This window comes from Streptomyces sp. Z423-1, assembly GCF_013009255.1.
In the GTDB taxonomy this organism is placed as follows: domain Bacteria; phylum Actinomycetota; class Actinomycetes; order Streptomycetales; family Streptomycetaceae; genus Streptomyces; species Streptomyces gossypiisoli.
Window position 1 is genome coordinate 4,935,318 of the sequence record NZ_CP053109.1, and the last position, 26,905, is coordinate 4,962,222.

The window sequence follows — 26,905 nt, forward strand, 5'->3', positions numbered from 1 at the left end:
ACACCTGTGATGTGTGTCACGGCCCCGGCGAGGGAATTGCTGGGGGCATGACAGATGACGGGTTGCGTGGCGGGCCGACGGACGAGGAACGTCTGGCCCAGCTCGGCTACACCCAGGTCCTCGCCCGCCGCATGTCGGCGTTCTCCAACTACGCGGTCTCCTTCACGATCATCTCGGTCCTCTCCGGCTGCCTGACCCTCTACCTGTTCGGCATGAACACCGGCGGCCCGGCGGTGATCACCTGGGGCTGGGTCGCGGTCGGCCTGATGACCCTGTTCGTCGGGCTGACCATGGCCGAGATCTGCTCGGCGTACCCGACGTCGGCGGGCCTGTACTTCTGGGCGCACCGGCTGGCGCCGTCGCGGACGGCCGCCGCCTGGGCGTGGTTCACGGGCTGGTTCAACGTACTGGGCCAGGTGGCGGTGACGGCGGGCATCGACTTCGGCGCCGCGTCGTTCCTCGGCGCGTACCTGAACCTGCAGTTCGGCTGGGAGGTCACCCCGGCCAGGACGATCCTCCTCTTCGCGGGGATCCTGCTGCTCCACGGCCTGCTGAACACCTTCGGCGTGCGCGTGGTCGCCTTCCTGAACAGCGTCAGCGTGTGGTGGCACGTGCTGGGCGTGGCCCTGATCGTCGGCGCGCTGACCTTCGTACCCGATCACCATCAGTCGGCGTCGTTCGTCTTCGGCGAGTTCGTGAACAACACGGGCTGGGGGAGCGGGGTGTACGTGGTCCTCCTGGGCCTCCTCATGGCCCAGTACACCTTCACCGGCTACGACGCCTCGGCCCACATGACGGAGGAGACGCGGGACGCGTCGACGGCGGGCCCGAAGGGGATCGTCCGCTCGATCTGGACGTCCTGGATAGCGGGGTTCGTGCTGCTGCTGGGCTTCACCTTCGCCATCCAGTCGTACGAGGGCGCGCGCACGTCCCCGACGGGCGCACCGCCCGCGCAGATCCTGCTCGACGCGCTGGGCGCCACGGCGGGCAAACTGCTGTTGCTGGTCGTGATCGGCGCGCAGCTGTTCTGCGGGATGGCGTCGGTGACGGCCAACAGCCGCATGATCTACGCCTTCTCGCGCGACGGCGCGCTGCCGTTCTCGCGCGTCTGGCACACGGTGAGCCCGCGCACCCGGACGCCGGTGGCAGCGGTCTGGCTGGCCGCGCTGGGCGCCCTGGCCCTGGGCCTGCCCTACCTGATCAATGTCACGGCGTACGCGGCGGTGACGTCGATCGCGGTGATCGGCCTGTACATCGCGTACGTCATCCCGACGCTGCTGCGCCTGCGCAAGGGCGAGGCCTTCGAACGGGGCCCGTGGCATCTGGGCCGCTGGTCGCGTCCGGTCGGGGTGGTCGCCGTCGGCTGGGTCGCCGTCATCACGATCCTCTTCATGCTCCCGCAGGTCTCCCCGGTGACGTGGGAGACCTTCAACTACGCCCCCATCGCCGTCCTGGTCGTCCTCGGCTTCGCGGCCGGCTGGTGGGTGGCGTCGGCTCGGCACTGGTTCCTGAACCCGGGGCATGAGCGGACGGTCGGGAGGGAGGCGGCGCGGGAGCCGGCGGGTCGGGGTGACGCGCCCGGGCCGCTGCCGCCGGCGGCTCGCGAACCGGTAGATCCCTAGCACTTCCGGACCCGTCCGCCACGCGGTCGGCCCCGTCTCCCGGATACCCGATCGGCGACGCGGCCTCCTCGGGCTATGCTCGGGGAGGCAACATCGCCTGGGCCCTTAGCTCAATTGGCAGAGCAGTGGACTTTTAATCCATTGGTTGTGGGTTCGAGTCCCACAGGGCCTACACGCCGGACCCCAGCTCAGACGTAATCTGAGTTGGGGTCCTGTCCGTTTCGAGATAATTTCATGATCGCTAGCTCCACCGAAGCTCCACCGAAGTGCAGCGGAAGTGGGGCTTGTTGGAAACGGGCGGCCGACTCAATGTCGGCCGCCCGTCCCTGCCTCCGGCGTCCTCTCCTGGGCCACCCTCGCGGGGGACCGCAACGCCTTCGGCAGTTAGCGGAGGGGGGTGTTCCGGTACGGTTCCCGCTCCCCTCCAAGATCATGCAATTTGCCTGCTGGGCAAAGACACCGAGGCAAGATCGTTACAACGTGAGCATGTGCCTCTCGATCCCACGCCCGACTGGGCGCTCCCCCGCCGCCGGGAGGGTGCACGCACCCGGGAAGCCCGTGTGAACGCCGACCTCACTCAGGTTCAGCTCGGCGAACGCATTGGCCGGGACCACCGGACCATTCACCGCTGGGAGTACGCGCAGCGAAAGCCGAACCTGGAGGACCTGCTCGGGGCCGCGGCCGCACCTGCGCGAGGGTGGGCCTCGACATGCCGCGTGACTCGCGCAGCACCTTGATTCGATCTCCGGGCCGTCGCCATGTCGGTGGGGCAGACGACGAGTCGGCCGAGGTGGCCGGTGGCTCCGGTGACGGTGATCATGCGAATCCTTCGGTGGGCAGGGGGACGGGCCGTTCCCGTGCCCCGCTGCGGGCTGGTGTGGCGACGCCATCCCAACGCCGCCCACCCACAGGAAAGCACTAACTATTGAAAAGCGCCAACCATTCCCTAGTACTTACTTGTTGGTTGTGGATGGACTAGACTGGCCGGCATGAGCGTGCCCAGCCCCACCCCCTCCGACGGCGACACCGCCCAGTGGGCCGCCAGCGTCTTCTTCCGCGCCTGCGCCTCCCGGCCGGTTCTGGAGCACATCGCCAGCAAGTGGGGCGCCCTCGCCTTGGCGGCGCTACGGGAAGGCCCCTACCGCTTCAACGCGCTACGGCGCCGCGTCGATGGGGTCAGCGAGAAGATGCTGTCGCAGACCCTGCACGCCCTGGAACGCGACGGTATGGTCAACCGCCACGAGCACAGCGCCATCCCGCCGCGCGTGGAGTACAGCCTCACCCCGCTGGGCACCCAGGTCGCCGACCGGCTGATCGACGTGATCGAGCTACTGGAAGACGCGCTACCGCAGATCACCGTGGCCCAGCAACGCTACGACGCCGCACGCCAACCCGCGCCCTCTGAGCCCTCCGAGTAGTCGACAGCGGCGGCGGGACAGCGCGACTCCTGATCTTCAACGGGTGATGCCAGGGACGGCTGTCTGCCCGGAGAGCTGAAGCCCGGTCTGCGCGAAGAGCCCGTCAAGGGTCCAGGGGCGATGCTGCATGCGGCGGAGCGCCTCAGCTACCAGAAGGCCGTCACCGTACGCCTCCTCAAGGGTCTGTTCGAGCGGGGCGACACCAAGGTCGTCGACCGTTACGTCCGCCCGGACCTCATCCAGCACAACCCGCTCGCGCCCGATGGCGCCAAGGCGCTGAAGAACCTCGGTACGGCCCTCCACCAGAAGTTCCCGGACGTCAAGTACGACATCAAGCGGGTGATGTCCGAGGGCGACCTGGTGATCGTCCACTCGAACGTCGTCATGACGCCGGGTGAACGGGGCAAGGCGGTCTTCGACATCTTCCGGTTCCAGGGCGGGAAGATCGCCGAGCAATGGGGCGCGGAGCAGGACGTGCCCGAGACTTCCGTGAACGGCAACGACATGTTCTCGACGGAGAGCCGGCCGCGGACGGAGGCGCCGGGGCCGAGGTGGCAGACCGCGTACAACAAGCGGCTGGTCGCGGCGTACAACAAGCAGCTCATGGTGAAGAAGGACCTGACCGCCATCGACAAGTACGTCGGCCCCGAGTACCACCAGCACAACTGGCTACGGATCACGGATCTACCTGTGACCCTCCGCCGCAGGTAAGAACGTCCCTCACGCGTGAGCGATGCGTGAGCGGACGGCGTGAGACGTGCCATCACACGCCGGTTCTTGCCCCCATACCGCGTGGCGCTGATCAAGCAGAACAGCGCCACGCGGCATGGCCAAGTACCACCCGGCAAGGATTCGATCCCGCTTTTAATCCATTGGTTGTGGGTTCGAGTCCCACAGGGCCTACGACGGAGCCCCAGTTCTGACGGCATCTGGACTGGGGCTCACGGCATTTCTGGGGCCGTAGTGATCGTTAGCTCGCACGAACGGATGCTTGGTGTCTCCGGCGTCCGCGAGGGTGCGCACCTGGACGGTTCCGGGCGTGTTCTTGAGCGTGTCGAGGGTGAAGGCCTGGAACCGTTCGGGACGCATGAGGTGCTTCCTCTCGCAGGGGTGGCGGGGACCGCGCCAGTCTAGGAGTGGTCTGAGGGCGACATGCCGGGCGCCGCGTCGCTCGCGGCCGCCAGCTCGGCAAGCCGGTGAACGCCCGCAGCAATGACTCGCGCGACCGACAGCGGCGCGCACAGCGAGGCCGCCGACGGCATCGGCACGGACCAGTAGGACTCGTAGGGGCGCGGCTCGACGGCGTCCACTCGCGGGACGCCCAGGTAGGCGTCACGGCCCAGGCAATCCACGGCATGGGCGCGCCAGTCGTCGACGGCTTGCCGCCACGTGCGGGGCACACTGGCCGGCACCAGGGCGTAGTAGCGGGAGCCGCGAGGATCGCAGATGACCGGGCCCTGGAGGGCCTCCTCAAGGAACAGGTCGATGTCCTGCGACTTGCGGCTCGCGACCAGTGCCTGGATGAGGGCGCCGGGGAGGCGGACTGCAGAGAACAGGGTGCCGAGGGGAAGCAGGGCTACGCCGTACTCATTCCACTCGGCGCGGATCTGGCTGTGACGCTCGCGAGGCTTCGTCGACAGCAACCAGTGCTCGACGGCCAGTCGCCGGTCAGAAGCGGGGTGTACGAGTACGCCGGGCTCAGGCTCCAGCGGCTGCACTGCGGACAGTTTGCGGGCGGGGACGGTACCGTGCGCCATGTCGACTCCAACCAGTCGGCCAAGCCCCGGGGCCGTTCACGCGGTCGCCGGGGCGCTGTCCGGCTATGGAATCGTCGAGCTACACAGAGTGACAGGGACGGTGCGTCCCAGTTTTGCGACGCTATTCGTTGACCCCCAGGAACTGCGCCAACGCCCCGAGCCCCGGCGGGTGGTTGGGGAGCGCCCACAGATCACGCACGATCGCCACGGCCAATGTGTGGTGCTGCATCCAGGTTGGTGCCACCCGGCGCAGGGATTCCAGGGCCTTCACTGCCCCGGCCGCGTCCCCGATGTCCGTGTGGGCGCGGGCGACATCCAGCAGCAGCCACGTCCGCCAGGACGGAGGGGTGTCCTTACTGAGTCGCATCCCCTTGGCGAGCGCCAGCGCGTCGTGCGGGTGCCCGTATTGGACAGCGAGTCGGACGCGTTCGATACGGACCGACGAAGGGCTGAACACGCTGACCATGCGGTTGTCGCCGCCCTCGGGAAGCTCCGAGAGGCGAGCGGCCTCCTTCTCCGCTGTCTCCATCATCGCCGCTGCTCGGTCGTAGTCGCCGCTCCGTGCGGCCGACGTGGCGGCACTCATGGTGAGCGCACCCCAAACCTTCAACCCGTCTGCGGTTCCGTCATGACCAGCTGCAACCATGTCGGCGGCGGCGCGGAGAGCGATGCTCAATGCGTCCTCCAGGCGACCTTGTCGCTGGTAGGCCCATGCCGTGGAGTTGACGATCATCGGCAGCAGAAGGGGGTCGGACGACTGCCGAGCGGCATCTATGCCCCGTTCCAGGCTCGTCAGCGCAAGGTCCGTCTTCCCCATACGCACCGCGACGTGTCCGGCGAGCTGAAGTGCTTTGCCCAGGGCTGCGAAACCCGCGCTGCGCTCGTGGTCTTCGCCCCACGCTGTGGCGGTGCGCGCGTCAGAGATCAAGTCCGGGAGGGCCTTCATCACTGTGTCGAACTCGGCGGCGTGGTACTGCGTCCAGCCGTCTGCGATCTGCCCTCGAAGCTTGTCCAGGGTGAAGTCTGGCCCTGGTGGCTCCGGTTCCGGCCCCCAGAGCACGGGCATGATGGCCCGGCGCACGGCCACAAACCGTGGTCCATCGTTCTCGCCAGTTGAGGAGACTGCGGGCGGATCGCCCAGGAGCGTGGTCAGTTCCACTCCCAGTCCGTTGGCCAAGGCGTGCAGCGTGGGCAGCCGCGCTGAGTGCTTGCGGCGTTGCTCAAGCTGACGGATCACGTCGACAGATACGCCCGAGCGGGCGGCCAGTTCCTCTTGGGTCAGGGAGGCCAGCCGGCGCAGGCGACGGAGGGTGCGCCCGAGGTCTTCATTTGCCACGTTGTCACGGTACGCCGCCGGAGCAGCGCGAGAGCGTGCGCCAACAAGTGGGTCCGGGCATGACGAAAGCGGCCCGCCCTCCCGAAGGAGAGCGGGCCGCGGTGTCAGCGGACGAAGAGGTCGATGGCGCCGGTGGCTGCCCCGGCGACGCCGCCGAGGACGCCGATGGTGGGCAGTGGCCAGCGGCCCTTCTCCAGGGTGGTGACGCGGGGTTCGATGTCGGTGGTCTTCGGCATGGCTTCCAGGGCGCGGAGTCGGGTCTCGTGGTCGGCGAGGTCGGTGCGGATGTCCTTGGTCTCGTTCAGGATGCCGTCGATTTTCGTCTCGATCCGGCCGACCGCTTCCGCCAGTCCCCTCACCTCCTGGTACATCTGCGCTGGGCTGATGTACACGCCCGGGTCGGGCGTCGTCATCAGCCTTTCTGGCCTGACCGTTCGGCACGGCCCAGGTGATGCCCCAGGCGCCGAGGACGGCGAGGACGATGGTGACGCCCTCGCCGGTCGTCAGGACGTTGTCCTGCACGGCCGTGACGGCGGCGGTGGTGCCGGCCGCGACCCCGGCGACGATGCTCTTGGCGATGCTGGAGATGCGCATGGGTGCTGTCCTCCATTGGTCGTGGATTCGAGTCCCACAGGGCCTACCGGTTGCGGGGGAGGGATACGCCCTCTGACCTGCTACGCAGCGCTCGGGTCGGCTGTGTGCTCGGCTCGGATGAGTCTGCCCAGCGCCACATCCCGGTTGCCGGCGACGTACGGTGAAAGTACCGAGGGCATCACGCACTCCGACTCTCCTGTCGGGTCGTCCTCGGCGAGAGACGAAACCCGGGCCGCCCGAGCGGACGGCGCGGAGACGGGTCGGCATCATGGCCACCGCGATCACAGCAACTCCGCGACGCTTCCCGGTTATCGCCCTTCCCTGCCGAGGGGCGGCGTGACGGTCGTGCAGCGCCTGGACATCCACCGGCGTGACCGGGGAGAGCGGGCCCTCGTCACGCTCGCCGGCGCGATCGGACCGGCCACGGCTCCCTTGCTGCGGGCCGCGCTGGAGAAGTGCCTGCGCGACGGCGTGACCGGCATCGACGTCGATCTCACCACCGTCGGCTCCTGTGACTCCAAGGGCCTGGACGTTTTCCTGACGGCGTCGCAACACGCGGACCGGGTGCATGCTTTCGTGCGGCTGCACCATCCGTGCGCGCAGATCACCCGACTTCTCGCCGTCACCGGCTCCGCCTCCCTGCTCAGTGAGTTGCCGGATGCGTCTCCGTCGGCCGATGAGCAGCAGGGCGGCGGCGACCCTGCCAGTGCACCAGTAGGGAAGGACGGGATCCGTCTCCGCCGCCTGACCCGCTGGCAGGCGGAGGACATGAGCGAGGACATCGCCGACCTGGCCGTGGAACCCGTCGCGGGCTTGTCAGCGAACGCGGACCGGGAGCGGGGCGACTTCTTGGGGCGGCTTGCCGTCAGCGCCCGGCGGCCCGGCTTTGCGTTGCTGGTTGCCGAAACGACGGTGCTGGTGGGGTGCGCCTTCGGATTCCCGGTGGGCCCCGGTGCCCGTTCGGAGCGGGGGTTGCAGGAGAGCGTCCAGCGGCTCACTGGCTGTGCCCGGTTCCTGCTCCTCACCCAGGTCGTGGCGCATCACCACGCCCAGCGCCGAGACATCGGTCGCCGTCTGCAACAGCGTCTGCTGGCCGACCGGCACACCGCGCTCGGAGTCGCCCTGATTCGTCCGGCAGACCAGGCCGGCCAGGCCGTCTTCGAGTCCTGGGGCTGGCGAAATTGCGGGGAGATGGTGGGGCTGCCCGGTCTGGGCGCGCCCTGCGTGCTGGTCCTGTTCCCGGAGAACGGGCCGGTACCGGCGCCTCGGGCCTTGGACCCAGGCCGGGCGTAGCCTGGGAGACACCGAGAGCATGTCGGGCGCACGATCTGGCGGCGACGTTCCCGGCGAGTGACGAACGAGGGCAGCACCTTCGCTGCCCGGGACGGGATCACACGATGGACTCCCTCACACGGCCCGCCGAAGGTACGCCACCGGATGACGAGCACACGTACCGGATGCCGCTGGCGCGGTTGAGCCTCACCCCGGAGTCCAGCCACGGCCCGCTCGACGGAGCATGGTGGCCGCGGTGTGACGTCCTGGAGTTGGAGTTGCCCGCCCTCGTGGGCTCGTTGGACCCCGGCCACGGTACGGTCACCCGCGTCATGGTGGGTGCTGCTGCGTGGCCTGACGCCCCGGGAACGGTGTCGGCGCCCGACCACGTGATCGAGGTCGTCCTGAGCGACGCCGCCGACGAAGCGCATGCCGTCACCCTGGAGTGCGGCACCGTGGGACGCTGGGAGCTGCTGGTCGTCCCGCCCGACGAGCCGGCGGGAACGGCCGGTCGGCTGCTGACGGCCGCCGCCGATCCCTGGAACACGCAGTCGGCTCAGCGCATCCTGGCACGCGTCGAGAACGGCTTCGGCCAGGAGAGCGCCAGGGAGCGGAACAGCCCATGATGGACTGATGGGACAGGCAGCTCTTTCGTCGGCCACCGCCGCCCGTGTCCGCATAGATCACGTCGGGTGAGCGGATGACGGCCGAACCGCGCACGGACCGCTCCGAGAGCTTCGGGGAAGCGCTCCTGGGGACGGTTCTCGATCGCGCGCATGAGCTTCCGCCCCACCTCGTTGGCCCACTGGTCGCCGACATGATGGAGCGGCTGGGGGGCCGCCGTCCGCAGATCCTGCTGCAGGACTACGGCCAACTCCTGCTCGTACCCCTGCCCGGCGAGGGCCTGGCGGGCGGGGACCCGCAGGCGATCGACGATTCCGCCGCGGGCCGCTGCTTTCTCGGTGCGTTGCCTGTCGAGCTGCCCGAGGGCGACGGTGTACGCGTCCACCTGCCGCTGCTCGACGGCGGCGACCAGGTGGGCGTCCTGGCCGTGACGCTGGACCGGGTCGACGACGACGACCGCCGCATGCTGCGCCGGCTCTCCGCTCTGGTGGCCGACCTGCTGGTGACCAAGCACGGATATACCGACCTGTTCTTCCGTACCCGACGCCGTGAACCGATGAGCGTGGCCGCCGAGATCCAGTGGGCGCTGCTGCCGCCCCTGGCCATGATCATGCCGCGCGTCGCCCTGGCCGGAGTCCTGGAGCCCGCGTACGACGTGGCGGGGGACAGCTTCGACTACGCGCTCAACGGCGACGTCCTCCACCTGGCCATGATCGACGCGATGGGGCACGGCCTCGGCGCGGCCACGATGGCCACCGTGGCCATCGGCGCCTACCGCTACGCCCGCCGCCTGAGCACCGGCCTGACGGAGATCTACGCCTTCATGGACGACGCCGTGGCGAAACAGTTCGGCGCCGACCACTTCGTCACCGCGCAGATGATGCGGCTGGACACGACAACGGGCGACCTGCAGTGGGTCAACGCCGGACACCCCGCGCCGATACTCGTCCGCGACCACCGTGTCACGCGCCGACTCGTCGGCCCGACGACTCTCCCCGTGGGCCTTGGTGGTGCGGAGCCGGAGGTCAGTGAGCTGCGGTTGGAACGGGGAGATCGCGTCCTGTGCTTCACCGACGGGCTGATCGAGGAGCACACGGCGGGCGAGGAGCAGTTCGGGGAGGAGCAGTTGATCGACTGGGTGAACGGGCTGGAGAGGACCGGCCGCGGGGTCCGGGCGGTGGCGCGTGCGCTGTCGCACACACTCAAGCGGGCGCGGGGCGGACAGACCACGGACGATGCGACGCTGCTCCTGGTGGAGTGGCGCGGTTGACCGGACCGCCGAGCCTGCTCCGGTACGGGGCGGCTCATCAGCCCGACGCCGTCTGTCCGCCTCCTGTATTGATGAGGATCTGCTCCGCAGAGCTGACATTGCCGGCCAGGACGGCTTGGGCCATCGCCGCGTGAGCGGCCTCGGGTGTCGCCTCCGGCGGGATGACCAGTAGCGAGAAGTGGTCCCTGTCGCCCCGGGTGATCAAGATGGTGTCATCACCCACCGGGAAGGAGTCCACGTGCACCACGCAGTCATCGATGACGATCCGCGTCGGGAGCCCCTCCCAGGCCGTGGCGTCCAGCCCGACCCGGCTCAGGGGGCCGAGGTGCTCCGCGAGCGCGTCCAGCAGCGCCGGCAACTCCGCACCGATGTCATGGGACCTCGGCCACCACGCCCCGTCGAGAACCCCTTCGCGCGACGCCGTCGTTTCCAGCCGGAGCAGTGCACACCCCGGCCGTACCGTCTGACGGATGCCGCTCGGCAGATGCCGGGGACCAGGGGATGTGTCGGAGTCGGTCATGAGGACCACCCGTTCGGGATCCGGCAGCGAACACGGGACGCGCCTCGCCTCTGATGCCTCTGACCACGCTACTCCCCATCACCCCGAGCACCGGCGAGCCGAGTGCCGTCGTCGAAGCCGAGGGTCAGGGTGCGTCCGGTGGCCGGCGTCAGAAGGGCCTGGTGGCCCGAGGCGTCTGTGAGGGTGAACGGTGTCTCGAGGACGAGCTGGACCGGTGTTTCCCGGGCGAGCGTCTTGCCGGGCCTGCTGTTCGGTTCGGCGGCGACGGCGTTCAGGTGTGCGCGGCTGTGGACGGCCAGGTCCTCCTGATCACGGGCCGCAGCACAGCCGCGGTGAGGCTCTGACCAGTGATGGCACGTTTCTGTGTGGCGGCGGCACGTTTCCGCAGTGATAAGCGGTTGGCCAACCTGTTGAGAAAACGGGTCGTCAGGTGCTTCGGTTCTCGATTTTTAGCATGAAGTGGGGCCCTGTGTGGGGGCGTTCGATGGGGTTCATGCGGATGAGTGGACGTCCAATGCGCCCGTTTGTCCCCGGGGTCGGCCGGACAGTTTTCGGGTGATGGGCGGAGGGGATTTCGTGAATTGCTCCAGAGAATTTCACCGTTCACCTGGTTTTTCGGTGTCCAAGGACAACGGCAAGGACAAGGACGCCGGTCGGGAATTGTCCTGGGTCGAGATCGCCGGCCACCGGGAACGGCTCCTGCGGCTGGTCCGGCGCCGGCTGCCGAATGCGCAGGACGCCGAGGACTGCGTCCAGGAGGCCATGGTGCGGGCCGCCGCGCACGGCAACCTGGACCGCGAGCGGATCGGGCCGTTTCTCACCGCGGTCGCGCTGCGGCTGTGCGCCGACCACTACCGCGAGCAGGAACGGCGCCACCGGCTGCTGCGCCGGGCCGTACAGGTGGGGGTGCCCGAGCTGCCCGACGAGGGCGTGTGCGACAAGGACTTCGGGCGCTGGCTCCTCGGGCAGGTGGACCTGCTGCGCGGGCGGGAGCGGCAGGTGGTGCTCGCCCGGGCACAGGGCATCTCCACCCTGGAATTCGCGCGTATGCATCGAATTTCGGTCAAGGCGGCCGAGGGTGCGTTTACTCGGGGCCGGGCGCGGTTGCGGCTGGTGTGTGCGCGTGCGCTGGACGGGGCGGCGGCCTAGCGGATTTCATGGAATTCTCGCTCGGGAGTTCCGTGAGTTTCGCAAGTTCCGCGAGGGGCTGTCTCGAATTGTTGGCAGACTGGCGAGACGAAAGGCAATGGGCGTGGGGAAGAACAACACGCAGGACACCATCAAGGATCTCATCGGCGACATCGCCGACAGCACCAAGAAGGCCTTCGATGAAATTCTCGACCGGAAGAGCGACAACCGGGACGGCCTGGAATGGCTCGGCCCGGCGCAGTCCGTGCAGGCGCTGACCGGGCTGCCCGGTGACGTGCTGCGCACCGTCAGCGCGCTGTCCGCCCTGGGCGGGGTCGCCAACCCGGTGGCCGCCCTCGCCAACGCCGCGAACGCCGCGGCGCACGGCGGCGCCGGCAATCCACTGGCCGCACTGACCGGCGCCGCGGGCAACCCGCTCGCGGCGGTCACCGGAGCGGCCGGGGCCGCGAATCCGCTGGCCGCGCTCACCGGGGCGGCCGGGGCAGCCGGGGTCGGTAATCCGCTCGCCGCGCTCACCGGCGCCGCAGGTGCCGCGAACCCGGTGGCCGCCCTCGCCGGCGGGGGGCCGCTCGGGGCGCTCGGGCAGGTGGCCGGCGGTGCCGCCTCGGCCGTGTCGGGGGCGACGGACATGGCCGAGGGCCTGACCCAACTGCCCCGTCAGCTCTCCCAGCTCACCGAGCTGGTCGCCAACCTGGTGCAGGTGCTGGAGAACGTCCAGCAGGTCACCGGCGCCGTCACCGGCGGTGGCCGCACACCTGCGGCGCGCAAGGCGACGTAGCCGCGCCGTACATCCCGTCCGGTACATCCCGTCCCGTACACCACACCCCGTCCCGTACACCCCGTACGTTCCGCGGCCGCCGTGACGGGTGGCGGCCGCGCCCCAACCGGTCGGTGCCGTCCCTGCGGGATGGGCCCCCGGGGACCTGTCGGACCGACCACACAACGTCACGATTCAGGAGGTCGCCGCACATGAGTGCGCCGCTCGGGAACCGGCTGCGGCTGGTGGTCAAGGTGCTGGGTGGCCTCGTCGCGGACGAGGTCGGGCACGTGGCGCGGGTTCGTCGGCGGGCCGGGCAGGATCCGGGCGCTCCGCCTCCGACGACCCCCTCCGCAGGGGACGGTGTCCGGCGGGCGCGGGCCGTGCGGAAGGCGTTGGAGAGTCTCGGCCCGTTCTATGTGAAGCTCGGGCAGATCCTGTCCACCCGGCCCGACATGGTGCCGCCGGTGATGATCGCCGAGCTGCAGAATCTGCACGACCGGGTCGATGTCCAGCCGTTCTCCGTGTTCGAGCCGGTGCTGGCGCAGGAACTCGGTCCGGACTGGAAGCTGTGCTTCGACGACGTCGACACCACCAGCCCGCTCGGCGCCGCCTCCCTCGCCCAGGTCTACCGGGTTCAGTTGCCCGGCGGACGCCCCGCCGTGGTGAAGGTGCAGCGGCCCGGCATCCGTGACACCGTCCGCGCCGACATGGCCCTGATGCGCAAGGCGTCCCGGATCGTCGCCCGCACCGCACCCCGCTTCAACGAGGTCATCGACGTCGAGGCCATGCTCGACTCGATCTTCGACGCGATGGAGCCCGAGCTCGACTTCACCGGCGAGGCCCGCAACATGGACGAGGCCCGCGAGAACATCCGCCGCTATCCCACCCTCGACGTGCCCCGCGTGGTGCACGCCACCCCCAAGGTGCTGGTGCAGTCGCTGGCGCCCGGCGCCTCCGTACGCCACCTCGACCGCCGCGCGTTCAGTGACCGCGAGCGCACGGAGATCGGCAAGGATCTGCTGCGGTTCATGTACCGGGGCTACTTCGTCGACCGGATGTTCCACGCCGACCCGCACGCCGGCAACGTCTTCGCGCTGCCCGGCGGCCCCGCCACCCTCATCGACTGGGGCATGGTCGGCCGGCTCGACCGCCGCACCAGCCTGCGCCTGCTGCCCCTGCTGATGTCCATCGCGCAGAACGACGGCCATGGACTGGCCTGGGCGTGGGCCGAGATGGGCCGGGTCACGGCCTGGTCCAATCTGCCCGCGTTCGCCTCCGACATGGCCGCACTCGTGCCCAAGGTCGCCACGGCCTCCCTGGAGGACATCAACTTCGGGGTGTCGCTGACCACCGTCCTGGAGAAGGCGACCCGACGCGGCATCGGCTCCGCGCCGTCGATCTCCCTGCTCGGCAAGTCCTTCGCGAACCTGGAGGGTTCGGTGCGCTGCCTGGCCCCGGACATTGCCCTCGCGGAGGTCTTCAAGGCGGAGGCCCGCGGCATCATCGTCGCCCTGCTGCGCGAGTACTTCTCCCTCGACCAGGCCGCCCGCAACACGATGGACCTGCTGGCGGCCGTGACGACGGGACCGGAGCAGTGGCGCGGGCTGCTCGCCGACGCCGCGAACCGCCGTTTCGCCCTCCAGGTCCAGGAGCCGTACACCCCGGCCGCGATGGGCGGCCAGCGCGCCTGGAAGCCGTCGCCCGTGCTGATGGCGCTGGGTGCGGCGGCCCTGCTGTTCGACCGACGCCGGCCGCCGCGCTGATCAGCGGCTGCGCGACAGCCCCGACCTCGCCACATCCGGATCGGGATCCGCCACAGCCGACCTCGCCACATCCGGGTCGGGATCCCCGCTCCTCCGGTTTTCACCTCCACATTTCCGAAGGGCCTCACCCATGCCCCAGCCCCTCCCGTACGACGACAACACCCCCACCGGCAACACCCCCACCGGCAACACCCCCACCGGCAACACCCCCACCGGCCTGCCCGGCGTCTCCGCCACCGCGCTCTGGACCGTCCGGATGCGGGCGCAGGAGTCCGAGCGGCCCGACGCGCTGTTCCACGATCCGCTGGCGGCCGAGTTCCTGACCCGGGCGCGGGACGCCGGGACCCCGCCAGGCGCCGGGCTGCTGCAGCAGGTGCTGCCGGACTGGCTCGCCGTACGCACCCGCTTCTTCGACGACCACCTCCTCGACGCGACCCGCGCCCGCGGCATCCGTCAGGTCGTGCTGCTCGGCGCCGGACTGGACACCCGCGCGTACCGGTTGAAGTGGCCCGACGGCGTGCAGGTCTTCGAGGTCGACCTGCCGGCCGTGCACGCGTTCAAGGAGCAGGTGCTTCAGGGCCGTACCCCCACCGCCGCGCGGCGCGCGCCTGTCGCCGCCGATCTGCTCGCCGACTGGGGCGGCGCCCTGTGCGCCGCCGGGTTCGACGCCGGGCAGCCCACCGCCTGGCTGTGCGAGGGGCTGCTGTTCTATCTGCCGCCCGAGGCCGTGGACCGGCTCGTCGCCGTCACGGGTGAGCTGTCCGCGCCCGGCAGCACCCTCGGCGCGGAGTGCCTGAACGCCGACGCCGCCGACTCGCCCTTCGTACGGCCCTGGCTGGAGGCCCTGTCCGGCTCCGGCACGCCCTGGGTGTGGCACCTGGCCGACGCCGAGAAGTGGTGGGGCGAGCGGGACTGGCAGGCGCGGGTCGCCGACCTGCTCGGACTGCCGTACGCCGTGGCCCGCTTCGCGCCCCATCTCGCCGCCCACCCCGGCCTGGAGACCCGGAGCATGATCCTGGTGACCGCGGCCCGGCCGGCCGGCGGGCGGTGACCGGCGTGGACGGACGGAACCTGTGCCAGACGCCGACCACCTACCGGCTGCTGCGCCTGGAGTACCTGTGCGGGCTGCTCGTGGCCGCCGGGTTCTTCCTGGCACATCTGCACGAGGTGCGCTGGTGGGTCGCCGCCCTGCTCTTTCTGTACGTCGACGTCATCGGCTACCTGCCCGGCGCCCTCGCCTACCACCGCAACCCCGACCGGCGCATCTCCCGCGTCTACTACGTGCTGTACAACACCATGCACAGCCTGGCCGTGCAGGGCGCCGTGCTCGGCGCGTGGGTGCTGGTGAGCGGCTGGGAGTGGGCGCTGCTGGTGCTGCCGATCCATCTGTTCGGCGACCGCGCCCTGTTCGGCAACTTCGTCAAACCCTTCACGGTGTCCTTCGAGCCCCGCCCGCATCCCGCCGTCCAGTCCGCGCTGCGGGACTTCGCGACGGTGCCCTGGTACCGGGCGGCGGCCCGGTGAGCGGCGTCCGCGAGGCCGCCCCGTCCCTCACCGACGAGCAGGCGTACGAGCTGCTGCGCCGCCACGCCGGGCACAGCAGCGCCTTCCTCGCCCTGAACGCGGGCAACCGCCGCTTCCGCGCGGACGGCGTCGACGGCTTCGTCCCCTACCGGGAGGGCGGCCGCCGGCATCTGTTCGAGCTGGGCGGGCCCGTGTGCGCGGCCGCCGACCGGGAGCGGCTGCTGGGCGCCCTGCTGGCGCGGGCCGCGGACGAGGGGCGCCGGGTGGCCGGGGTCCAACTGCCGCGTGCCGCCGCCGCACTGCACGCCGGTCACGGGTTCACCGTCAACCAGTTCGGCGCCTCCTTCAGCATCCACCTGGACGGCTACGGCCTCGGCGGGCAGCGCATGGTCAAGGTCCGCAACATGGTCAACCGGGCCCGCCGCGAGGGCGTGACCGTCAGGGAGGTGGCGCCCGCGGAGTGGGACAGCCCACTGGTGACCGAGGCTCTGGACGGCGTGGACCAGGCGTGGCTGCGCGACAAGGGCCGCCATGTGAAGGAGCTGGACTTCCTCATCGGCGAGCGGGGCGGCCCCGGCGCCCCGTACCGGCGGCTGTTCACCGCCCGGCACGCCGGACGGACCGTCGCCTACGTGTCGTACTCGCCCGTTTTCGGGGAGCGTTCGGGATGGCTGTACGACCTGACCCGGCGTCGGCCCGATGCCCCGCCCGGCACGGTGGAGCTGGTCTTCGCCACCGCCCTGCGCCGGTTCCAGGACGAGGAGTGCGGCTGGCTTCACCTGGGGTTCACGCCGTTCGTCCAACTGCGGCCGGACGCCTGCGACTTCGCCGACGATGTCGCCGGCGCGCGCAGCAGCAGGGCGCTGCGGCGGTGTCTGGAGCTGGTCGCTGCCAAGGGGCGGGCGATCTACCCGGCCGCCTCGCAGGAGTCCTTCAAGCTCAAGTGGCGGCCCCAGCTGATCGAACCCGAGTACCTCGCCTTCCAGGGCGGGGTGACGCCCGGCGCCGTGTGGCGGCTGATGCGGCTGACCAGGGCCGTGTGAGCGCTGCCGGGACTCCCGTACCGATCGTGATCAGAAAGGCAGAGATGACCACATCCGTCGACCGTACGTCCGTTCCCGCCGTTCCCGCCGAGACCGCCGTTCCCGCCGAGACCGCCGAGTCCCCCGAGATTCCTGCGGAGGCCGACCGGCGCCGCGCCCCCAGCCTGCTCGACGGCGCGCTGCACGCCGAGCTGACGCCGGAGGGCTGCGACCTCGGCTACTGGTTCCGCGCCGTGCCCGAGGGCACCCTCGGCGGGCACCCGATGGGCCGCAGCCCGGACGTGGCCGTACCCGAGCACATGCTGCGCGAGGGCCCGCTGCGGCAGGCGGTCATGCAGGAGCTGGCCTTCCGCTCCATGGCCGAGGAGAAGGCGGCCCGCGCGATCTCCCACCTGGTCGCGCACGCCCCCGACCTCGCCGGGATGGACTTCTACACCACCCAGCTGATGGACGAGGCCCGCCACGCCTACGCCTTCCGCGGCCATCTCCTCGAACTCGGCGTCCTGGAAGCCGATGTGGAGGGCACCATGGAGGACCTGGCGGGCCCCGACCGGGACGCCGTACTCACTCCGCTGGAGGAGTTCGGGCTGGAGGTGCTGCGCGACGGGCGGGACTACATCGGCGGGGTCATCACGCTCACCGTCCTGGTCGAGGGGGTCCTCGCCCCCACGGCGGAGCTGAGCGAGCGCAAGTGGCGGCCCTTCGATCCGGCCGCCGCTGAGATCGAACGCGCCGCCGGCATCGACGAGATCCGCCACCTGTCGGTCGGCACCACCATCGTCCGCCGTCATCTGCGCCGGTACCCGCACGAACGCGACCGTATCGCCGCACTCATCGAGCGCGGCACCCGGCTGTGGGCCCAACTGCCCGTCCAGGACCTGACCTTCCGGCGTGAGCAGCTCTACCAGCAGGGCCTCGAACAGCACCGGGACCTCGCGGGCGACTACGAGGTGTGGCCCGGCCGCCGGCTCGTCGACACCACGGCGGAGGAACGGATGCGCACCGCCGCGGAATGGGCGCACACCACGCAGCGGGCACGGCTCGCCGACATGGGGCTGGCGCCGTGAGCCCCTCCCACGCCCGCGTTCCCGATGGCTCCGAGTGTGAAAGGGCACCGCGATGACCGACCTGTCGGCTGTCGGCTCCGCCCCGCGTGAACCTGGCGCGGCGGAGGAGGATTTCCGCGAACTGACCCGGCGCGTCACCGACGCCGGGCTGATGCGGCCCCGCAAGGGTCAGTACGCCGCCGCGATCGTGGCGGTGTGGCTGATGAACGCCGTCGGCTGGGCGGGGCTGGCGTTGTCCGGCGGTACCTGGTGGCAGGTGCTGCTCGCGGCCGTCTGGCTCGCGATCTGGCACGAGCAGCTCGCCTTCCTGCTGCACGACGCCGGGCACCGCCAGATCAGCCGCTCGCAGCAGACCATCCGCGCGCTCGGCCTGATCCACGGCAACCTGATGCTCGGCGTGTGCTTCGGCTGGTGGGTCCAGCACCACAACCGGCACCACAACCACCCCAACCACCTGGAACTGGATCCCGACATCCTGCGCCGCGTGGCCGTCTTCGCCCCCGAGCAGGCCCAGCAGCGCAAGGGACTCGCCCGCTTCCTCGCCGCGCACCAGCGCCATCTCTTCTTCCCGCTGCTGGGCCTGGAGGCGGTCGTGCTGCGGATCGCCGGGATCATCGCGCTGCGTCGGCGGGCGGTGCGCCGGCCGTGGCTGGAGGGTGGTCTGATGGCCGTGCACGCGGTGCTGTTCTTCGGCGCGCTGCTGTGGCTGCTGCCCTGGACGAGCGTGCTGCTGTTCCTCGTCGTGCACCAGGGCCTGCTCGGCTATCTGCTCGGGCTGGCCTTCGCCGTCAACCACAAGGGGCTGCCCACCCGGGTCGGCGGCGAGTGGAGCTGGCTGGAGCGCCAGGTCCTCACCTCGCGCACCCTGCCCACCGGGCTGGTCGGCGACTTCTTCTACGGCGGCCTCAACTACCAGATCGAGCACCACCTGTTCCCGGGTATGCCGCGCTCCGCGCTGCGCCACGCCTACCCCATCGTCAAGGCGTTCTGCGCCGAGCGCGGCGTCCCGTACACCGAGACCGGAGTCCTGGAGTCCTACCGCGACCTCGCCCGCCATCTCGGCACGGCGAGCGAGGTACTGCGCAAGGGCACCGTCACCGCCTGAGCCGGGGGCTCCGGCCGGTCGCGCCTGAGCCCCGGGGGCCCGGCCGGTCACCGCCTGAGCCCAGGGGCCCGGCCCGTCACCGCCTGAGCCCAGGGGCCCGGCCCGTCACCGCCTGAGCCCAGGGGCCCGGCCGGTCACCGCCTGAGCCCAGGGGCCCGGCCCGTCACCGCCTGAGCCCAGGGGCCCGGCCGGTCACCGCCTGAGCCCAGGGGCCCGGCCCGCCATCACCTGAGCCCAGGGGCCCGGCCCGCCACCGCCTGAGCCCGGGGCCTGGGCCCCGGGCCCGTCACCGTGATCCCCACCCGAAAGGGAGTCCCCTCATGAAGACACCGCTGAAGCGCCGTGCCCTGCTCTCCGCCACCACCGTGCTCGCCGCCCTCGCCCTGCTCGCCCCCGCGCGGAGCGCCCACGCGGCCCCGGTGCCCGACCTGGTGTGTCGCCTCGACGCCGAGGTGAACTTCACCCCGCCGCTCGGCGTTCTGGTCCGCCAGGCGGCGGTCGACGGCCACATCGGCTACCACGACTGCCGCTCCCCGAACGGCGCGGCACCGCAGCTGACCGACATCGTCTTCCACGTCACGGGCGTCGGCCGGTTCGGCGCCGTGCCGGTGCCGACGTTCTCCGTGGAGGGCACCGGCACCGGCACCTGGAACACCGGCGAGGCCGGCGGCCTGTACTTCAACGGCGAGCTGAGGAAAGGCAGCCCGGTGCCGGACCGTCAGGTGACCTCCGGCCCGCTCGCCGGGGACGGCATCAACGGCCTGCAGATCCCCCTGCCCCGCTTCGACAAGATCGACCCCGACGGCGTCGCCGGCTTCGACGTGACCGGCCAGGTGTGCTTCTGGAACGGCGAGAAGGGCAGGTGTACGGCGTACTGACCGACGCCACGGACCGGTGATCCCCGGCTACGGGACGGCGGTGGGGTGAGGCCTCGTACGGGTCTCACCCCACCGCCGTGTCGTGCCGTGTCAGGGGCTCAGTGCTCCAGCGCCCGGAGCACCTCCCGGAGGACGACGGGGTCGTACGGCATCGCCAGATGCGTGGCCCGGTTGGCCGGGTCGAGGTCCTGCAGGCACAGGTTGGTCACCTCGTGACCGGGCTCCGCGGGGGTGAGCTGCTGGGAGGCGGGCGGCTGCACCACCTCGTCCCGGGTGGACCACAGGACGGTGTGGCGCACGCCGGCGACCGTGTCGCCGCCGGCGGTCAGTTCGCGGATCAACTCCGAGTCGTGCAGCAGCTGCGTGAACGCCGGGCTGATCCGGAACAGCACCTCGGCCTCCACGGTGTCCCGCACCCCGGGCAGCCCCCGGACCAGCGCGGTCAGGCCCGCGACGGTGACGCCGTGGTTGCTGGGCGCGATCCCGACGACGTGGTGCAGCTTCGCCGCGGCGCCGAGGTACTTCGCGCAGTAGTGCGGCAGCATGCCGCCCTGCGAGTGTCCGACGACGTTCACGCGCGCGGCTCCCGTGTCGGCCAGTACCCGGTCGATGAAATCGGCCAGTTCGCGGGCGGAGGCCCGGATGTCGGCGAGTCCGTAGTGCCCGGGCAGGGCGCGCAGTGCGCCGTAGTTGAGGCGGAAGACGCGGTGGCCGGCCGCCCGCAGCGCCGGTACCGCCTGCCGCCAGACGGAGTCGCGGGCGCCGAGGGTGCCGTGCGCGAGGACGACCGGGTACGGGTGTTCGGGGTCCGGCGGCCGGCCCCAGTCGTCCTCGGCGGGGGCCGGATCGATGGCGGCGGCGAACCGGTGGCCCGCGGCCGTACCGTGACCGGCCAGTCGTTCGGGGATGCGGGTGATCTCCGTCCGCGCGTCGTCGTCGTTCACTCCGGGCAGTGGGGGCAGCGGGGGCAGGGACATACGGCCTCCTCAGGGTTCGCAGGACACGGGCGGGCTGACTCGTCGGATGCGGCAGGACGCCCGGCCGCAGTGCTGAGGGCCGGGCGTCCTGCGGGAGGGGGTGTCGGTCGCGTCAGTCAGTCGTGGTCGAGGGTGTGGACGGAATCGTGGTCGAGGGTGTGGAAGGAACGGTCGTGCCACACCAGTGGCCTGCCGCCGCCGAGGCCGACGGCGCGGAGGCGGCCGACGACGGTGTGGTGGTCGCCGTACCGGCGGACGTCCTCGACCAGGCACACCGTCCAGCCGACCGCCTCGTCCAGCACCGGCAGGCCGAGCACCTGCCGCAGCGGTACGCCGGTGCAGCGCGCGGCGGGCGGCAGGGCCGGGTCGGCGAACCGCTCGGCCACCGCGCGCTGGTGCTCCGCCAGCAGGCTGACGGCGAAGGCGCCGCGCCACCGCAGCGCGGCCAGGGTGCGCGAGCCGCCGCGCAGGCAGGCCAGCAGCAGGGGCGGCCGGGCGGAGAGGGAGGTCAGGGCCGAGACGGTCATCCCGGTCGGGCCGCCGTGCGCGTCAAGCGCGGTGACCACGGCGACACCGCCCGCCAGCCTGGCGTACAGCCCGAGACAACGCGTGGTGTCGGGGCCGGGCTCATCGCGCAGCGCATCCCAGCCGAGCCCGATCGGACCGCCTGGCGACTGGGGTGGGGTGGCTGGCTGGGGCATGGGCGGGGGTGTGGTGGCTGGCTCGGTCATGGACGAGGGTGCGGTCACTGGCTCGGTCATGGGCGGGCGCGTGGTCACCGGCTCGGCGATGGGCGCGGGTGTGGTGACCGGCTCGGTCTCGGGCGGGGGTACGGTGATCGGCTCGGTGCTGGACGGGAGTGTGGTCACCGGCTCGGCGATGCGCGCGGGTCCGGTGACCGGCTCGGTCTCGGGCGGGAGCCCGGTCACCGGCCCCACCACGGACGAGGCCGCCGCCACCCGCTCAGCCATGGACGGGGGTGGCCGTCGGCAGGGCCGTGACCCGGCCGAGCAAGCCGCAGGCGATCAGCTCGATGTTGCCGCGCAGCGTCGACTCGGCCACCGGGTCGAGGAGGTCGGCCAGCGTGGGGATGCCGAGGTCGAACACGGCGTCGAAGGTGACGGCCGTACCGCGCTCGCCCGGCGCGCACCGCCACGTGCCCTCGAACACCTCGAAGTCGCCGCGGAGCTGGGTGAAGCCGAGGGTGAGGGTCTCGGGGTGGAAGGCGTCCCGTTCCGACCAGCGCATCAGGCCGTTGCGGAAGCGGACGGTCCAGTCGGACACGACCGTGCCGTCGGCGCCGGGCGGGTGCACCACCACCTCGCGGACGGTCTCGGTGGCGTCCGGGTAGCGCCGGAAGTCCCGGATCCGCTCGTAGGCGGTCTCGGGCTCGACGTCGTGGGCGGTCATCGTGACGGTCACATGACGCATAGGGGGTTACCTTTCCGCCGCCACCGGGACGGCTCGAACGCTCGTGCGAAGAGAAAGCGGTCAGCCGAGCCGGTCGGCCACCGCCCGCAGCGACTCGGACAGAGCCGTGCGGAACAGCCCCAGCTCCGCGTCGGTGACGACGGCCGGCGGGGTCAGGCGCAGCACCCGGCCCGCGTTGAGGGAGTGGTTCACCAGGACTCCGCGGCCGACCAGTTCCAGGATCAGCTCGCCCACCGCCCGCTCGGCGCCCAGCTCCAGCCCGATCAGCAGGCCGCGTCCGCGCACGTCCCGGACCAGGCCGCCGGTGTACGGCGTGCAGGCGGCGCGCACGCCGTGCAGCAGCCGCAGCCCCAGCGCCCGGGCCCGCGTGACGACGTCCTCCCGGTCCAGGGTCTGTACGGCGGCCAGCGCGGCGGCGCAGGCCAGCGGCGAGGCGGCGAAGGTGGAGGTGTGCAGGTAGGGGTCGCGGGAGAAGGGGGCGTACGCCCGCTCGGTGGCCACCATCGCCGCGACGGGCACCACCCCGCCGCTCAGGCCCTTGCCGACGAGCAGGACGTCGGGGCTGACCCGCTCGGTGTCCACGCCCCACCAGGAGCCGAGCCGGCCGAGCCCGGTCTGGATCTCGTCGACGATCAGGAAGGCGCCGTGGGTGCGGCACAGCCGGCCCGCGTCGGCGAGATAGCCGGGCGGCGGGATCCGCACCCCGCCCTCGCCCTGCACCGGTTCGACGATCAGGCAGGCGCGCGGCCCGAACCGGGCGAGGGCCTCGGCCAGCGCCTCGGTGTCGCCGTACGGCACGGACACGGAGTCGGGCAGCAGCGGCCGGAACGGGTCCTGGTAGAGGGGGTTGGCGGTGGCACTGAGCGCGCCGAGCGTCTTGCCGTGGTAGCCGCCGGTGGTGCTGATCAGCGCGGTGTGCCCGTGGACGCGGGCCAGCTTGAGCGCAGCCTCGGTGGCCTCCGCTCCGGAGTTGACGAAGTGCACCCGGTCCAGGCCCGCCGGGGTGTGGGCGGCCAGCGCCTCGGCGGCGCGGCCCGCGACCGGCTCCAGGAAGACCCGGGTGGCCAGCGGATGGGCGTCGATCTGCCGGTGCACCGCTTCGGTGACGGCCGGATGGCGGTGGCCCAGGATGAACACGCCGTAGCCGCCGAAGTCGAGGTAGCGGCGGCCGTCGGAGGTGTGCACCCAGGCGCCCTCGGACGCCGTCTCCACCATGCCGCCCAGCAGCTCGCCGAGCACGGCCCGGCCCGCGGCCAGATGCTCGCGGTAGAGCCGGGCGACGTACGAGGGGTCCGCCACGGCCGCTTCGCCGACCGGGGTGACGGTCATGACGCCAGCCTCCGCGCGGCGGACGCCCCGTACGACACGCGCGGCGCCCGGCGCGGCCCGCCCGGGCCCGCCGACCAGGCGGCGAGGTTGCGTACGAGCGCCCGGCGCAGGTCGTCCCGGGACACGGCCGTACCGCAGTGCGCGTCGCCCAGCGAGGAGTCGAACGGCAGGGCCCGCTGGAACACCAGCAGTAACTCGGCGTAGGTGTGGAAGCGGCGGCGCAGTGACTCCGGGAACGACGGCCCCTCGATCAGCGGCAGCAGCAGCCGGTGCACCGACTCCAGCGGGATCAGCCGGGGCGGATGCGGCCGGGGCCCGTACCGCTCGGCGAACTCCAGGCAGACGTCGACGACCTCGCCCTGCGACAGCGCCTGGTCGCCGGCCGTCAGCCAGTACTCGCCGCCGGTCACCCCGGCACGCAGCAACTCGCCCACGGCATGCGCCACGACGTCCTGCGGCACCATGTCGATCCGGGCGTCCGGCGCCCCCGGCAGTACGGGCACCTGGCCCTTGACGATCGCGCCCAGTGCCCGGGTCAGTCCCTGGGCGCCCGCGATCCGGCCGGTGCGGGAGTCGCCCATCACCACCGACGGGCGCAGGATCGTCGTCGGCACCGCGGCCTCGCGCACCACCTGCTCGGCCGCCGTCTTGGAGGCCAGGTAGGCGGCGGCGCCCGGGAAGCGCCGCTGCTCCTCCGGGGCGAGCGGGTTGGCCACGAAGGCGGTGCTGATGTGGTGGACGGGCGCGTCGGCGCGGGCGGCGAGGTCGAGCACGGCGGCGGTGCCGTTCAGGTTGGCCCGCCAGATCGCCTCGGGCGCCGCCTTCCAGTTGGTGGCGGCTGCCGAGTGCACGACCACGTCCACGTCCGCCGTCAGCCGCGCCAGGTCGGACGGGACCAGGCCGAGGCCCGGCTGCGTCAGGTCGGCGCGGACCTCCTCGACGCGTGGGTCGGCCACGCGGGAACGGTGGCGCAGGCAGACGATGCGGTAGCGGGGCGCCAGCTCCTCGATCAGGGCCCGGCCCAGGACGCCGGAGGCGCCGGTGAGGAGGAGGGTGGGGCGGTTGGGTGCGTCGAGTGTGTCGGATGCGGGCATGCGAAGGATCCCCTCGGTCGGATGAATGGGGGGTGAAGGGGCAAAGGGGCACAGGGGCGAAGGAAGCAGGACAGGGCTGTGTCGGGCTGTCGCTGCGGTCAGGCGACGGTCAGTGGGCCGCCGGCCAGGTACGCGGCCAGCGGGCCGGTCATCCGGGAGCGGGACGGCGGGTGCAGGGCCAGGCCGTGGGTGCAGGCGGCGAGGTGGCCGATCTCGTCGGAACTCATGAAGTTCAGCCCGCCGAGCAGTTCGACCGCCCGCGGCACGATCCGGGCGAGGGCGTCCTGGACGCCGTAGCGGACGTAGAGGGACTCGGCGAGGGCGGAGTCGTCGAGGGGGGCGCGGTCGGGCGTGGAGCTCCCGGACGTACCGGCCATGGAGCTGCCGGACGCAGAACCGCCGGACGAGGACCGGTCGGTCGCAGAACCGCCGGACGAGGACCGGTCGGACGAGGATCCGTCGGTCGAGGACCGGTCGAACGCAGAACCGCCGGACGCAGAACTGCCGGACGAGGACCGGTCGGACGAGGGACCGCCGGACGACGACCGGTCGGACGCAGACCCGTCGCCCGACGACCGGTCGGACGCAGACCCGTCGCCCGACGACCGGTCGGACGAGGACCCGTCGCCCGACAACCGGTCGGACGAGGACCCGTCGCACCACGCCCCGTCCGGCATGCCCCGGTCCACCCGGCGGGCCAGTCCCTCGACCGACGCCGCAGCCGACTCGACCGCGACCAGCAGCGCGACCCGCTCGCTCTCCGGCACCCGATCGTTCAGCAGCACCCGCTCCACCAGCGCGCTCGCGGCGCCCAGATAGCTCCCGGTCATCAGCAGCTCGAACCAGACCAGACCGAGCGTCTGCACCGCGTCGAGCCGTTCGCCCGGCGGGCACGCCGTCCGCACCAGCAGGTCCGGCGGCACGAGGACGCCGTCCAGGGTCACCTGCTCGCTCTCCGCTCCGGCCAGGAAGCGGCTGGACCAGAAGCCGCTCACGGTGAGGCCCTCGCTGTCGGCGGGGATCAGCGCCACGGCCAGTTCGTCCCCCTCGCCGTCCGCGCGCGGTACGAGCACGCTGGCCGTGAGCAGGTCCATGGAACGGGCCAGGCTGCAGGGCCGTTTCACCCCGCTGACACGCAGGCCCTCGGGGGTCGGTGTCGCCGTCATCGTCGGCGACAGGATGCCGTGCCCGCTGCGCCCCTCGGCGAATCCGGACGCCATCAGCAGGTCGTCGGTGGCGACGGCCTGCACGAGCATCCACTCCAGGCCCTCACCGGTGCCGCTCAGCCCCACCAGGGTGGCCATCGAGAAGTGGTGCATGGTCGTCGCCACGGCGAGCGAGGGAGAGCGGCTGCCGAGCGCGCGCTGTACCCGTACGGCCTCCAGCGCCGAGGCCCCCCGGCCCTGGAGCGCCGCCGGTGCGAGCAGCCCGGGACCTCCGCTCTTGCGGAACAGCCCGATTCCGGGGCTGTCGGGCCCTTCGAGGGTCATCAGCGGCACGGCGCGCAGACTGTCGTCGAGCCCCGGCAGCAGCCTGGTGAGGGCCGCGCGCTCACGGTCCAGGAATCTCATGTCGTCCCCTGCTCCTTGCTCCTCGGACGCTGCCTGCGGCGACGGCTGCGTCGCGGGGTCGCTGAGGTGGCAGCGTCGCTTGTTTTACGCACGGAGGACAGGGACCCCTCCGGGGAACTCGGGGGCGCCCGGCGGGAGTTCGGGCTCATTCGGGGGCGCGCGCGGAGCTCCGGCCGCACGGTCGCATCCCCGGCCCCGTCCCCGGCCCCGCCGTCTCCGACCGAAAGCCGTGCCCCAGCTCGGGAGCGAGCCCGTGATAGTGCCGGAAGTTGTAGATGAGCGGGCTCCACACTGCCGGGTCGATGTGGTGCGTGCCCGGTACGACGATGTGTTCGGCGGCGTGCACGCGCAGCACCTCGCACTCGACGCTGTGGAACCGGCCCTCCCCGCCCGCCGTGAGCGCGACCGCCCTCGCCTCCAGGTGCAGCCCGCACTCGGCGACCCGGGGCGGCCGTACGACGTCGGAGTCCACCGGCGTGAGCCCGGCCGCGGCGAACTTGTCACGCTCGTACCGGTACACCGCCCTCTTGCCGGGCGGCACGGGGTCGGCCCCGGTGAGCGGTGCGAGGCGCTCCACCCGCTCCCACAACTCCGGGGAGGCGACACTGATCACCAGCTCCGGGCGCGCCCCGAGATTGCGTACCGTCTGGCTCTCGCTGCCCAGCCCCAGGACGACGCGCTGCCCCAGCGCCCAGGCGGACGAGATCGGAGCGAGGTTGACGGATCCGTCCTCGTTCTCGGTGGTGAGCAGGACCACCGGGGTTCCGAAGTAGAGGATGCTGGGGCGGATCACGCGGTGCG

General features: G+C 71.6%; 27 protein-coding genes and 1 tRNA gene. 17 read left to right on the forward strand and 11 right to left on the reverse strand.

Features of this window, described 5'->3' with window-relative positions:
• Positions 1-47: 47 nt before the first annotated feature.
• The 5 genes from HJD23_RS22035 to HJD23_RS22055 all read left to right on the forward strand — a co-directional run bounded on the left by HJD23_RS22035 (position 48) and on the right by HJD23_RS22055 (position 3,751).
• A complete protein-coding gene (locus tag HJD23_RS22035; RefSeq protein WP_232108163.1) occupies positions 48-1,622 on the forward strand; it encodes an amino acid permease in 1,575 nt (524 codons plus the stop codon).
• A gap of 99 nt (positions 1,623-1,721) precedes the next feature.
• Positions 1,722-1,794, forward strand: a tRNA-Lys gene (locus tag HJD23_RS22040).
• A 316-nt stretch (positions 1,795-2,110) separates the two neighbouring features.
• Entirely contained in the window at positions 2,111-2,359 is a 249-nt protein-coding gene (locus HJD23_RS22045; RefSeq protein WP_171112099.1) for a helix-turn-helix transcriptional regulator, read from the forward strand.
• Positions 2,360-2,611: 252 nt separating this feature from the next.
• The gene (locus HJD23_RS22050) at positions 2,612-3,040 is read left to right on the forward strand and encodes a helix-turn-helix domain-containing protein (protein WP_171112098.1); all 429 of its coding nucleotides are present in this window, start codon (positions 2,612-2,614) and stop codon (positions 3,038-3,040) included.
• Positions 3,041-3,160: 120 nt separating this feature from the next.
• Positions 3,161-3,751, forward strand: a complete 591-nt coding sequence (locus HJD23_RS22055; protein ID WP_171112097.1) for a nuclear transport factor 2 family protein — start codon at positions 3,161-3,163, stop codon at positions 3,749-3,751.
• 419 nt (positions 3,752-4,170) lie between these two features.
• Here the strand turns inward: HJD23_RS22055 and HJD23_RS22060 are convergent, their stop codons facing one another.
• The 3 genes from HJD23_RS22060 to HJD23_RS22070 form a co-directional block, all read right to left on the reverse strand.
• Positions 4,171-4,797: a hypothetical protein gene (locus HJD23_RS22060; protein WP_171112096.1), complete on the reverse strand. Its 627-nt coding sequence runs from the start codon at positions 4,795-4,797 to the stop codon at positions 4,171-4,173.
• A gap of 121 nt (positions 4,798-4,918) precedes the next feature.
• A complete protein-coding gene (locus HJD23_RS22065; protein ID WP_171112095.1) occupies positions 4,919-6,133 on the reverse strand; it encodes a helix-turn-helix transcriptional regulator in 1,215 nt (404 codons plus the stop codon).
• Between the two features lie 104 nt (positions 6,134-6,237).
• Positions 6,238-6,546 carry a hypothetical protein gene (locus HJD23_RS22070; protein WP_171112094.1) on the reverse strand — a complete coding sequence of 103 codons (309 nt, stop codon included), beginning with the start codon at positions 6,544-6,546 and terminating at the stop codon, positions 6,238-6,240.
• A 517-nt stretch (positions 6,547-7,063) separates the two neighbouring features.
• Between HJD23_RS22070 and HJD23_RS22075 the strand changes: the two genes are divergently transcribed.
• The 3 genes from HJD23_RS22075 to HJD23_RS22085 all read left to right on the forward strand — a co-directional run bounded on the left by HJD23_RS22075 (position 7,064) and on the right by HJD23_RS22085 (position 9,893).
• The gene (locus HJD23_RS22075) at positions 7,064-8,020 is read left to right on the forward strand and encodes an STAS domain-containing protein (protein ID WP_240980782.1); all 957 of its coding nucleotides are present in this window, start codon (positions 7,064-7,066) and stop codon (positions 8,018-8,020) included.
• 104 nt (positions 8,021-8,124) lie between these two features.
• Complete coding sequence (locus HJD23_RS22080; protein ID WP_232108162.1) at positions 8,125-8,625, forward strand: DUF5994 family protein; 501 nt, start codon at positions 8,125-8,127, stop codon at positions 8,623-8,625.
• A 74-nt stretch (positions 8,626-8,699) separates the two neighbouring features.
• Positions 8,700-9,893, forward strand: coding sequence for a PP2C family protein-serine/threonine phosphatase (locus HJD23_RS22085; RefSeq protein WP_171112092.1), 1,194 nt, complete (start codon positions 8,700-8,702; stop codon positions 9,891-9,893).
• A gap of 37 nt (positions 9,894-9,930) precedes the next feature.
• Here the strand turns inward: HJD23_RS22085 and HJD23_RS22090 are convergent, their stop codons facing one another.
• Positions 9,931-10,413 (reverse strand): DUF5994 family protein, encoded by a 483-nt coding sequence (locus HJD23_RS22090; protein WP_171112091.1) that lies wholly within the window; start codon positions 10,411-10,413, stop codon positions 9,931-9,933.
• A 618-nt stretch (positions 10,414-11,031) separates the two neighbouring features.
• Here HJD23_RS22090 and HJD23_RS22095 point away from each other — a divergent pair.
• The 9 genes from HJD23_RS22095 to HJD23_RS22135 all read left to right on the forward strand — a co-directional run bounded on the left by HJD23_RS22095 (position 11,032) and on the right by HJD23_RS22135 (position 19,702).
• The gene (locus tag HJD23_RS22095) at positions 11,032-11,562 is read left to right on the forward strand and encodes a sigma-70 family RNA polymerase sigma factor (RefSeq protein WP_240980783.1); all 531 of its coding nucleotides are present in this window, start codon (positions 11,032-11,034) and stop codon (positions 11,560-11,562) included.
• 103 nt (positions 11,563-11,665) lie between these two features.
• Positions 11,666-12,340 (forward strand): hypothetical protein, encoded by a 675-nt coding sequence (locus tag HJD23_RS22100; protein ID WP_171111887.1) that lies wholly within the window; start codon positions 11,666-11,668, stop codon positions 12,338-12,340.
• A 191-nt stretch (positions 12,341-12,531) separates the two neighbouring features.
• On the forward strand, positions 12,532-14,085 hold the full coding sequence (locus HJD23_RS22105; RefSeq protein WP_171112089.1) for an AarF/UbiB family protein: 1,554 nt from the start codon (positions 12,532-12,534) through the stop codon (positions 14,083-14,085).
• 130 nt (positions 14,086-14,215) lie between these two features.
• Positions 14,216-15,136, forward strand: a complete 921-nt coding sequence (locus HJD23_RS22110; RefSeq protein WP_171112088.1) for an SAM-dependent methyltransferase — start codon at positions 14,216-14,218, stop codon at positions 15,134-15,136.
• Positions 15,137-15,141: 5 nt separating this feature from the next.
• Positions 15,142-15,609 (forward strand): hypothetical protein, encoded by a 468-nt coding sequence (locus HJD23_RS22115; RefSeq protein ID WP_171112087.1) that lies wholly within the window; start codon positions 15,142-15,144, stop codon positions 15,607-15,609.
• Positions 15,606-16,652, forward strand: a complete 1,047-nt coding sequence (locus HJD23_RS22120) for a DUF2156 domain-containing protein (protein WP_171112086.1) — start codon at positions 15,606-15,608, stop codon at positions 16,650-16,652. Before HJD23_RS22115 ends, HJD23_RS22120 begins: the two co-directional genes overlap by 4 nt.
• Positions 16,653-16,696: 44 nt before the next feature.
• Entirely contained in the window at positions 16,697-17,719 is a 1,023-nt protein-coding gene (locus HJD23_RS22125) for a VlmB-like protein (RefSeq protein ID WP_232108161.1), read from the forward strand.
• A 52-nt stretch (positions 17,720-17,771) separates the two neighbouring features.
• Entirely contained in the window at positions 17,772-18,824 is a 1,053-nt protein-coding gene (locus tag HJD23_RS22130; RefSeq protein WP_171112085.1) for an acyl-CoA desaturase, read from the forward strand.
• A 320-nt stretch (positions 18,825-19,144) separates the two neighbouring features.
• Complete coding sequence (locus HJD23_RS22135) at positions 19,145-19,702, forward strand: hypothetical protein (RefSeq protein WP_171112084.1); 558 nt, start codon at positions 19,145-19,147, stop codon at positions 19,700-19,702.
• Between the two features lie 98 nt (positions 19,703-19,800).
• Here HJD23_RS22135 and HJD23_RS22140 read toward each other — a convergent pair whose 3' ends face one another.
• The 7 genes from HJD23_RS22140 to HJD23_RS22175 all read right to left on the reverse strand — a co-directional run bounded on the left by HJD23_RS22140 (position 19,801) and on the right by HJD23_RS22175 (position 26,897).
• Positions 19,801-20,679 carry an alpha/beta fold hydrolase gene (locus HJD23_RS22140; RefSeq protein WP_171112083.1) on the reverse strand — a complete coding sequence of 293 codons (879 nt, stop codon included), beginning with the start codon at positions 20,677-20,679 and terminating at the stop codon, positions 19,801-19,803.
• A 116-nt stretch (positions 20,680-20,795) separates the two neighbouring features.
• The gene (locus tag HJD23_RS22145) at positions 20,796-21,380 is read right to left on the reverse strand and encodes a flavin reductase family protein (RefSeq protein WP_171118526.1); all 585 of its coding nucleotides are present in this window, start codon (positions 21,378-21,380) and stop codon (positions 20,796-20,798) included.
• Positions 21,381-21,642: 262 nt separating this feature from the next.
• Positions 21,643-22,110, reverse strand: coding sequence for an SRPBCC family protein (locus HJD23_RS22150; protein WP_171112082.1), 468 nt, complete (start codon positions 22,108-22,110; stop codon positions 21,643-21,645).
• Positions 22,111-22,170: 60 nt separating this feature from the next.
• Positions 22,171-23,439 carry an aminotransferase class III-fold pyridoxal phosphate-dependent enzyme gene (locus tag HJD23_RS22155; RefSeq protein WP_171112081.1) on the reverse strand — a complete coding sequence of 423 codons (1,269 nt, stop codon included), beginning with the start codon at positions 23,437-23,439 and terminating at the stop codon, positions 22,171-22,173.
• Entirely contained in the window at positions 23,436-24,533 is a 1,098-nt protein-coding gene (locus HJD23_RS22160; RefSeq protein WP_171112080.1) for an SDR family oxidoreductase, read from the reverse strand. Before HJD23_RS22160 ends, HJD23_RS22155 begins: the two co-directional genes overlap by 4 nt.
• 98 nt (positions 24,534-24,631) lie before the next feature.
• Positions 24,632-26,104, reverse strand: coding sequence for a hypothetical protein (locus tag HJD23_RS44005; RefSeq protein ID WP_240980784.1), 1,473 nt, complete (start codon positions 26,102-26,104; stop codon positions 24,632-24,634).
• 145 nt (positions 26,105-26,249) lie between these two features.
• Positions 26,250-26,897 (reverse strand): flavin reductase family protein, encoded by a 648-nt coding sequence (locus HJD23_RS22175; RefSeq protein WP_240980992.1) that lies wholly within the window; start codon positions 26,895-26,897, stop codon positions 26,250-26,252.
• Positions 26,898-26,905 lie beyond the last annotated feature (8 nt).

What these genes read in the sequence shown, in the direction of transcription:
- HJD23_RS22035 (WP_232108163.1), top strand. Translation starts at nt 48, where the DNA reads ATGACAGATGACGGGTTGCGTGGCGGGCCGACGGACGAGGAACGTCTG.
- HJD23_RS22140 (WP_171112083.1), bottom strand. Translation starts at nt 20,679, where the DNA reads ATGTCCCTGCCCCCGCTGCCCCCACTGCCCGGAGTGAACGACGACGAC.
- HJD23_RS22090 (WP_171112091.1), bottom strand. Translation starts at nt 10,413, where the DNA reads ATGACCGACTCCGACACATCCCCTGGTCCCCGGCATCTGCCGAGCGGC.
- HJD23_RS22105 (WP_171112089.1), top strand. Translation starts at nt 12,532, where the DNA reads ATGAGTGCGCCGCTCGGGAACCGGCTGCGGCTGGTGGTCAAGGTGCTG.
- HJD23_RS22080 (WP_232108162.1), top strand. Translation starts at nt 8,125, where the DNA reads ATGGACTCCCTCACACGGCCCGCCGAAGGTACGCCACCGGATGACGAG.
- HJD23_RS22055 (WP_171112097.1), top strand. Translation starts at nt 3,161, where the DNA reads ATGCTGCATGCGGCGGAGCGCCTCAGCTACCAGAAGGCCGTCACCGTA.
- HJD23_RS22110 (WP_171112088.1), top strand. Translation starts at nt 14,216, where the DNA reads ATGCCCCAGCCCCTCCCGTACGACGACAACACCCCCACCGGCAACACC.
- HJD23_RS22085 (WP_171112092.1), top strand. Translation starts at nt 8,700, where the DNA reads ATGACGGCCGAACCGCGCACGGACCGCTCCGAGAGCTTCGGGGAAGCG.
- HJD23_RS22155 (WP_171112081.1), bottom strand. Translation starts at nt 23,439, where the DNA reads ATGACCGTCACCCCGGTCGGCGAAGCGGCCGTGGCGGACCCCTCGTAC.
- HJD23_RS22050 (WP_171112098.1), top strand. Translation starts at nt 2,612, where the DNA reads ATGAGCGTGCCCAGCCCCACCCCCTCCGACGGCGACACCGCCCAGTGG.
- HJD23_RS22070 (WP_171112094.1), bottom strand. Translation starts at nt 6,546, where the DNA reads ATGACGACGCCCGACCCGGGCGTGTACATCAGCCCAGCGCAGATGTAC.
- HJD23_RS22160 (WP_171112080.1), bottom strand. Translation starts at nt 24,533, where the DNA reads ATGCCCGCATCCGACACACTCGACGCACCCAACCGCCCCACCCTCCTC.
- HJD23_RS22145 (WP_171118526.1), bottom strand. Translation starts at nt 21,380, where the DNA reads ATGCCCCAGCCAGCCACCCCACCCCAGTCGCCAGGCGGTCCGATCGGG.
- HJD23_RS22135 (WP_171112084.1), top strand. Translation starts at nt 19,145, where the DNA reads ATGAAGACACCGCTGAAGCGCCGTGCCCTGCTCTCCGCCACCACCGTG.
- HJD23_RS22130 (WP_171112085.1), top strand. Translation starts at nt 17,772, where the DNA reads ATGACCGACCTGTCGGCTGTCGGCTCCGCCCCGCGTGAACCTGGCGCG.
- HJD23_RS22060 (WP_171112096.1), bottom strand. Translation starts at nt 4,797, where the DNA reads ATGGCGCACGGTACCGTCCCCGCCCGCAAACTGTCCGCAGTGCAGCCG.
- HJD23_RS44005 (WP_240980784.1), bottom strand. Translation starts at nt 26,104, where the DNA reads ATGAGATTCCTGGACCGTGAGCGCGCGGCCCTCACCAGGCTGCTGCCG.
- HJD23_RS22150 (WP_171112082.1), bottom strand. Translation starts at nt 22,110, where the DNA reads ATGCGTCATGTGACCGTCACGATGACCGCCCACGACGTCGAGCCCGAG.
- HJD23_RS22125 (WP_232108161.1), top strand. Translation starts at nt 16,697, where the DNA reads ATGACCACATCCGTCGACCGTACGTCCGTTCCCGCCGTTCCCGCCGAG.